The following is a 7,917-nucleotide window of genomic DNA, read 5'->3' as shown; positions in this document are numbered from 1 at the left end:
ATGTTATCAAACTTTATGAGCAGGATAGTTAGTAACCACTCAGCCACTACTTTTACATTCTCAATTGATCCTTTCAGAAATGCTCAGACTGCTACCTCTATTTATCCTGTTTTTTACCGCAAGTTTTGCCCAAACCTATACCTCCACCATTCGCGGAACCGTGCGCGATGCAGATAGCGGTCAGCCGCTGGTAGGAGCGACCGTGCAGCTGGTGCAGGGCCAGAGTGGCACGATCACCGCGCCCGATGGTACTTTTCGATTTGATCAGCTGCAGGTGGGGCGGTACCAGCTTACAGTTACTTACGTGGGTTATGAAACCATCGTTGTTCCCGAGATTTTGCTGGAATCGGGGAAGGAGAATGTGGTACAGGTGCGGCTTAGCCCGGCTGGGAGGGTATTGCAGGAGGCCACCGTTTTGGCAGCCCGCCCGGTTGCATTCAACAGCGTGCAGCCGATTACCATCGAGCAGACTTTCCGTTACGCAGCCACTTACATGGATCCCGCTCGCGTGGCCACTTCTTTTCCGGGTGTAGCTGCGGCGAATGATCAGGCCAATGGGCTGGTTGTGCGCGGCAATTCACCGAATGCGATGCAATGGAGATTGGAGGGCGTAGAGATCGTCAACCCAAATCATTTATCCAATGCGGGTACATTCAGCGACCGGCCTACTTCAACCGGCGGCGGCGTGAATATCCTGAGTACGCAATTGCTGGGTACTTCCAGCTTTTTGTCCGGTCCGTTTCCCGCGCAATACGGCAATGTTACCGGCGCAATTCTCGATATGAATTTGCGTAAAGGAAATGATGAGCAAACCGAATTTACAGCCCAAGCCAGCTTGCTCGGACTTGATTTTGCAGTGGAAGGCCCGTTTTCGAAAAAATCAAAGGCTTCTTATCTCGTCAACTATCGCTACTCTTTTACGGGTTTGCTCGGCGCAATGGGAGTTAGTTTTGGCGGGGAAGATATCCGCTTTCAGGATCTTTCATTTAACATTGATATTCCTGCAAAAAACGGCGGCACATTTACGCTCTTCGGAATGGGCGGGGTAAGCAGCAACGATTTCAAAGCCGAGCCTGACAGTACTTTGTGGGAGAGACAAAAAGACGGATATAATATTTTATACAAAAACAAAATGGGCGCGGCGGGGGCTACTTACGTGCTGCCTTTCGGAGATAATGCGTCTATCAAAACCGTAGCGGCATTTTCCGGACTGCATACTTCCCGGAATTCCGGTCCTTTATACAACTCGCCGATCACACCGGAACAGCTGGGCAGCGACGATGTGCAAGCAAAAAACATCATTTCGCTGAGCTCTGTTCTTACTGTCCGACCGAATACCAAAAACCGTTTCAAGCTGGGCGCTTACCTTAATTACCGGTATGATAAATTGAATGGCTTGTATGCATACAAAGGTTTTGACACAAAACTCGTCCAGACTTTTGGAAGCTGGAATTACCAGCTCGCACCTTCCGTGACCACCGAAGTGGGCCTGCACCTGCTTTCGAGTCAGATTACCGTAGGCACTGAAACGTATTCAAACAGCTCGATTGAGCCACGGGCTTCAATCAAATGGCAGGTCTCGAATCAATCACAGCTGAGTTTTTCTTATGGTTTGCACAGTCAGTTGCAGCTTCCGCAGCTGTATGCAGCGACATTTTCCACCACCACATTTGCTGGAAACCCGGATCTTGGCCCAACCAGGTCAAATCATTTCGTAATAGGTTACCAGCAGAATTTTGGTAAAAACAGCAGTCTGAAAGTGGAAGGTTATCTGCAAGACCAGTTTCAGGTACCGGTTAATATTTACGAAAATTTTTCAGCCGTCAACCAGATCGAGGGTAACGTTTATCTCTCGCTCGAAAACAAAGGAACTGCGCGGAACTATGGCGTAGAGGCTACTTTTCAGAAGCTGCTTACCGATGATTATTACCTTTTGGTATCCGGGTCGCTTTACAATGCTACTTATGTTGTCAATGGTGTCAGGCGGGAAAGCAGGTTCAATGGTCGCCACACTTTCAGTTTTACGGGCGGAAAAGAGTTCCGTTCGGGTGAGCGTAATACCTGGGGTATTAATGCAAAAATCCTCTGGCTTGGCGGCTTCCGCGATGTCGCGATCAACGAATCCCAATCGCGTGAATACAATGCGACCATATATGAAAATCCCTATGTATTTGCGGTGAGAATGAACGATTACTTCCGTCCCGACCTGCGCATTTACTGGAAAAAAAGTCACGCCCGCCACAACCGCACACTCGCGCTGGATCTCCAAAATATATCCGGCACCAAAAACGACGCTTACAGCTACTATGATAACGTAGAGAAAAAAGTAGTACGCCAAAAACAACTCGGACTGATCCCAGTGCTGAGTTACCGGTGGGAGTTTTAGGTTTAATTTTGAATGAGTGAATGTGTGAATGACTGAATGAGGCTTTTGTCACACTGAGCGCGGTCGAAGTGGAATGACTGAATAGGCAGTACCCTTTGTCGCAGTGAGCGCAGTCGAATCAAATAGGCGGTACTCTTTGTCACACTGAGCGCAGTCGAAGTGGGGAGGAGCACTATTTCCCCTTCAAGAAAATTTATGGATTTAACCAACTTACAATCAATAGCTTTTGCGCATATTCCATTATTTCCATCACGAACAAAGAACTTTCTACGCAGTAAATGTGTAACTAGTAATGCAATTGAACTTCGATCTAAAAGCTAAAAGCTAGAAGCTAAAAGCTAAAAGCCGATGGCTGACGGCCGATTGCCAAAATGGGGGTGACTGGAATTGACAGCGGGTTGGAAGTCTGTGTGTAAGCATGTCGGGAGTTGAGAATACCTCCCGTAAATAATGTTCTCAAACAATAACTGGCGAATCTACTTACGCCATGGCTGCTTAATCCGGAGGATTAACCAAATGCCATCATCTCTCCACCCCACGTGCTGCCGGGTGGGTCCAGAGGTGTCGAACCGCAGCGCTGGTTGGTATATTGATGCGTAAAACCAACGAGACCCTAGTATCTAAGGCTTAGACGCGGGTCCGCCGCGAACCTTGTCTGGCTCGAAAATCTAATCACGGATAAGCATGTAGAAGGCGCAGGGTTTCCCTGTTCTGGACCGGGGTTCGACTCCCCGCATCTCCACTAAGAGCCGTTTTCCAAATCGGAAGGCGGCTTTTTGCATGTAGAAGGCGCAGGGTTTCCTTGTTCTGGATCGGGCGGGGCGGCCAGTGCCGTTCGACTCCCTGCATCTCCACTGATTGAAAAATCAAAACTTACAAAAGCTCGCAAAATTGATTTGCGGGCTTTTTTGTTTTCCGCAAATCTCGCAGCAAACCCGAGGGACTAATTAGGGACTGAGAAAGACACGGGAAAGTAAATGTTTGAAAATAAGTTGATTATAGATGTAGTTCGACTGCCTCCATCTCCACTCCAACAAATTTCGAAACATCGAAAAGCCCGTTAGCAAAAAGGATCTAAGCTTACATCGCTATTCTTACAAAATAATTACCATAATTAGGTTTTCATCTAATCGCTCAAGAATGCCCTGAAATATTGCCCATTTACGTGTCTCGACCCTGGACCAAGACTTGGAAAAAAACAAAGCCGACAGCTACCAAATGCTGTCTTATGCACTGCCAGCATATATTGATAAGTTAGATTTACAAGAATTGCCAGGGGCAGGACATTTTATTCAGGAAGAAATGCCTGTTGAAACGGCTGAGTTCATTAGCACTTTTCTTGGCTAGCAGTTTACACTCTTACAAAACGCTCTTATTCTGCGATAAAGGTATTACACTCGCCTTTTTTGTCCACATACATACGACCGCTTGTGTGTGAATACCTACCTTCACCGACGCCTTGTTCAACTGTTTCAGCAAGTCACCAGATCTCTGCATCTTTCAAATTTTGCATCGGTGGATCTGGATCTATATATGATGTTATAGCCGCTAACTTTGCATTGGACAAACATCAATGGCATAAAAGATTTAGCACAGCTTTTAAGGCGACATAACACCTCATATGACTTGTTTGCACAAAATACATAGCATTAATTCCTTATGATTTCATATCATACTCAAAACCCTTTCATCCTGGCGCTCATCGCCCGCAACCTTACGGTTGAAATCCACCATCATTCTGCTTTTCAGATTGTGTTGTCCAATGATATGCCGTTCGACTCGACCATCAATGGTGTGAAGCACGAAAGCATCCACGGTTTTTTGATCAAACCGCATGTTTCGCATTTTTGCGTAGCTGAAAAAGGCACATTAAATGTGCTGAATGTCGAGCCGTATTCCGCCATCGGGCTGGAACTGGCCGGCCGGTTTCAGGCCGATGAAAACTATGTTGTTTTTAAAACACCGGCTATTTCAAATTCATTTTTTCAGACATCCTCTGGCAGCCTGGACGTGGGCAATGTGTTGGAAGCATTGCTGGCCCGCATTCCGGCCACTGCATACGATGAGCGGGTTGCCAAAATTGTAGATTACATCAAAGAAAACTATTTTCAGGCGGATATTACGCCGCAGACATTTGCAGATATTGTGTTCCTTTCCCCGTCACGCCTGGCCTCGCTTTTCAAGCAGCAAACCGGCAGCAGTTTATCCAAATACCTGCTGTGGACACGGCTGCGGCAGGCCATTTACCTGATCCTGTCCGACCAAAGCCGGTCGCTCACCGATGTTGCCTATGACACAGGATTTTACGACCTGCCCCAATTCAACAAGTACATGTATGAAATGTTTGGAATGCCGCCGAAGGCACTCAAACACAACAGTGACCTGATCCGAATTTACTAAGTACCTTGATTTTGCCAGTCACCATCGCTACAACAGTGATCTGATACAAGTTCGCCGGCCGCCCAGTCTGCACCTTTGTGATATCATTTTGAACAAAACAAAACAATATCATGAAAGCAATCGTGTATCAGGCATTTGGAAACGCGGACGTATTACAGATGGTCGAACTTTCAAAACCAGCTATCAAGCCGGGCGAGGTGCTCATCAAAGTCAGAGCCTTCTCTGTCAATCCCATGGACTGGAAAATCCGGAAAGGGGAAATGAAACTGATGTCAGGCTCGAAATTCCCAAAATATACCGGGGCCGATTTCAGCGGCATTGTAGAAGAGGCTGGTCTTGCGGTTACCGGTTTCAAAAAAGGGGATGAAGTTTTTGGGGTCGTCAAAAACATGATGAAGCAAGGTGCTTCCGCCGAGTACATCGCCATAGCCGCTTCCCAGATCTGGAAAAAGCCTTCGAGCATTACTTTTGCCCAGGCTGCATCGCTTCCGGTAGTGGGCACGGCCGCGTTGACGGCCATCGAAAAAATGGGCCGGATTGATTTAAATACAACGATTTTGGTTAATGGTGCTACTGGTGGTTTTGGGATGATCCTGTTGCAACTCCTGAAACAAAAGGGCGCCCAGGTGGCGGCAGTTACCAGGTCGAACGGCATTGCATTTGCTAAAAAGTGGGGTGCCGACATGGTGATCGATTACCGTAAAGAAGAAGTGCTATCACGCAAGGAAGCTTACGACATCGTCATCGACCTGTCGGGCAAAATGGGCTATGCGAATGCAAAGCAGATCATGAAGCCCGATTCCAGGTTTCTCAATCCAACTCCCCAGCCTATAGAAATCCTAACCTCAATGATCCGGAACCTGTTCACGGGTAAAAAGCACGTGGTCGTCCTTGCCAGTCCGTCCACAAAATATATCGATGGTTTGCTTAATGCAGCCCAGTCTGGGCTGGATATCGAGATTCACAAGGTTTTTCCTTTTCATGCATTCAGCGAAGCATACCGCTACGCTGAGCAGGGCGGCTACACAGGTAAAGTAGTAATCGAACAACAGTGATCTGATACAAGTTTTCGCCCCTGCAATAGGGGACATTTGTATCATACCAAACAAATTCAAACAACAAACACAATGAAAAAGAACATCGTAGTACTCGGCGCCACCGGCACGGTAGGCAGCAAAATTGCCCAAATCCTGATCAATGATGGCCATCAAGTGACACTGGTGGCAAGACATACCGAAAAGCTGGAAAAGTACCGTGACCAAGGTGCTAAGATCATCGCGGCAGAGATCACGGATGCGGGTCAGCTTACCGAGGCTTTCACCGGCGCGGACAGCGCATTCGTCCTGTTGCCAGACAACGTGACAGCCGAAAACACGCGGGCATACCAGCGGCAGGTTACCGGCACACTGATCGGGGCGATCCGGCGCTCGGGCATAAGCTACATCGTCAACATGAGCAGTCTGGGCTCGCATATGCATGAGGGCAATGGTATCATGGCAGGTACGGGTGAGCAAGAGGTAAGGCTTAATCAGCTCGAAGGTGTGAATGTGCTGCATATCCGGTCTGCCTACTTTATGGAAAATTTCCTGCGCACGATCGGCTTGGTCAAACAGGCCGGCATCAATGGCACTGTGGCTGCCGCTAACCACGCCATCCCGATGGTGGCCACCCGCGATGTGGCGCAAGTAGCCGCAGGGCATCTTGCCAGCCTCGATTTTAGCGGCAAGCGTGTCCATGCCGTGATGGGGCCGCGGGATTACACTTATGCCGAACTGACGAGCATTGTCGGTAATGCGATCGGAAAACCGGATCTGGCCTATGTTCAGTTGCCGGTCGAAAAGGTAAGAGAGGTATTTCTCGGAAATGGTTTTTCACCCGATTTCGCCAATAATCTCATTGAAATGGGAACCGCAATCAGCTCCGGTTATATGAATTATGAAAAACGGGACGAGTCTACGACAACGACTACTACGGCCGAAGAGTTTGCCAGCAAAGTATATGCACCTGCCTTTCAACGATAAATTTAAAACCCTCTAACGTTACTAAAATGAAATTAATGCAAGCAACACAGCTAGGAGAACTGGCTCTGAAAAATAAAATGGTGATGTGTGCGATGACGAGAAGTCGCGCGGATGTCGAGGGGGTAGTTGGCGAAATGACTGTCGAGTACTACACACAGCGCGCAAGCGCCGGCCTGATTATCACCGAAGCGATCCGGATCAGCGAGCAGGCCACTGGCAGCCCTTTTACCCCGGGCATTTACAACAGACAGCAAATTGAAGCGTGGAAAAAGGTTACTCAGGCCGTGCATGACCGAGGAGGGCTCATTGTTGCGCAGCTATGGCATACCGGCCGGGCGGGACACTCTGTTGACCGCGACGGTAAACTGCCGCTGGCCCCTTCGCCGGTAGCCATACAAGGGATGCAGCACTTCACATCCCAAGGGCTCAAAGACTACGAAACGCCGCAGGAGATCACAATCGATGAGATTCGTCAGACGATCCGAGATTACGGTCAGGCCGCTCGTAATGCCGTAAAAGCCGGATTTGACGGTGTAGAGTTGCATGCCGCAAATGGCTATTTGCCCAACCAGTTCCTGGCCGAAAGTGCCAATCAGCGGAGAGATGACTATGGCGGGAGCATTGAGAATAAGGCCCGTTTTATTCTGGAAGTCATGCAGGAATTGATTGCTGCTGTGGGCGGTGAGAGGGTAGGGATCAAGCTTTCGCCTTTCCACCCATACGGCAACATGGTGCTGGACCAGCCGGTGGAAACCTATCAGTATCTGATTGCAGAACTCAACAAATTAGATTTTGCCTATGTCGAGTTGATGAAGCGCAATCCCTATTTCCCTGCCCCGGCACATTATCCCGCAGAGGACGAGTTGACACTTTTCGGCCGCATGATCAGGCAAATGGTCATAGCCAACACAGGCTACAACAAGGCATCCGCCGAAGCAGAACTTGAAGCAGGTATTGCTAAACTCATTTCTTTTGGAACATTATTTTTGGCCAATCCTGACTTGCCCGCGCGGTTTGAGCAGGACGCGGCGCTTTGTATGTAGTCAAACTAACTGAGACAAGAGCTTAGAGAGTATTTTCGGATTTATAAAGCTATTAATTTTTGGTTTA

General features: G+C 48.4%; 6 protein-coding genes and 1 other RNA gene. All 7 read left to right on the top strand.

Features of this window, described 5'->3' with window-relative positions; all coding sequences use genetic code 11:
* Positions 1–79: 79 nt before the first annotated feature.
* The 7 genes from ACTIE6_RS12205 (at position 80) to ACTIE6_RS12175 (ending at position 7,850) form a co-directional block, all read left to right on the top strand.
* The gene (locus tag ACTIE6_RS12205; protein ID WP_439556901.1) at positions 80–2,386 is read left to right on the top strand and encodes a TonB-dependent receptor; all 2,307 of its coding nucleotides are present in this window, start codon (positions 80–82) and stop codon (positions 2,384–2,386) included.
* 373 nt (positions 2,387–2,759) lie between these two features.
* Positions 2,760–3,131: a transfer-messenger RNA gene (gene ssrA, locus ACTIE6_RS12200) on the top strand.
* A 443-nt stretch (positions 3,132–3,574) separates the two neighbouring features.
* Positions 3,575–3,733, top strand: coding sequence for an alpha/beta fold hydrolase (locus ACTIE6_RS12195; protein ID WP_439556900.1), 159 nt, complete (start codon positions 3,575–3,577; stop codon positions 3,731–3,733).
* A 312-nt stretch (positions 3,734–4,045) separates the two neighbouring features.
* Positions 4,046–4,786 carry a helix-turn-helix domain-containing protein gene (locus ACTIE6_RS12190; RefSeq protein ID WP_439556899.1) on the top strand — a complete coding sequence of 247 codons (741 nt, stop codon included), beginning with the start codon at positions 4,046–4,048 and terminating at the stop codon, positions 4,784–4,786.
* Between the two features lie 110 nt (positions 4,787–4,896).
* Complete coding sequence (locus ACTIE6_RS12185; RefSeq protein WP_439556898.1) at positions 4,897–5,841, top strand: NAD(P)-dependent alcohol dehydrogenase; 945 nt, start codon at positions 4,897–4,899, stop codon at positions 5,839–5,841.
* A gap of 36 nt (positions 5,842–5,877) precedes the next feature.
* Entirely contained in the window at positions 5,878–6,807 is a 930-nt protein-coding gene (locus ACTIE6_RS12180) for an NmrA family NAD(P)-binding protein (RefSeq protein ID WP_439556897.1), read from the top strand.
* A 26-nt stretch (positions 6,808–6,833) separates the two neighbouring features.
* Positions 6,834–7,850 (top strand): alkene reductase, encoded by a 1,017-nt coding sequence (locus tag ACTIE6_RS12175; protein WP_439556896.1) that lies wholly within the window; start codon positions 6,834–6,836, stop codon positions 7,848–7,850.
* The last annotated feature ends 67 nt before the right edge of the window (positions 7,851–7,917 follow it).

Origin of the sequence: Dyadobacter sp., from assembly GCF_051859145.1 — a bacterium.
Lineage (GTDB): Bacteria > Bacteroidota > Bacteroidia > Cytophagales > Spirosomataceae > Dyadobacter.
This window is presented reverse-complemented; position numbering and strand designations above follow the sequence as displayed.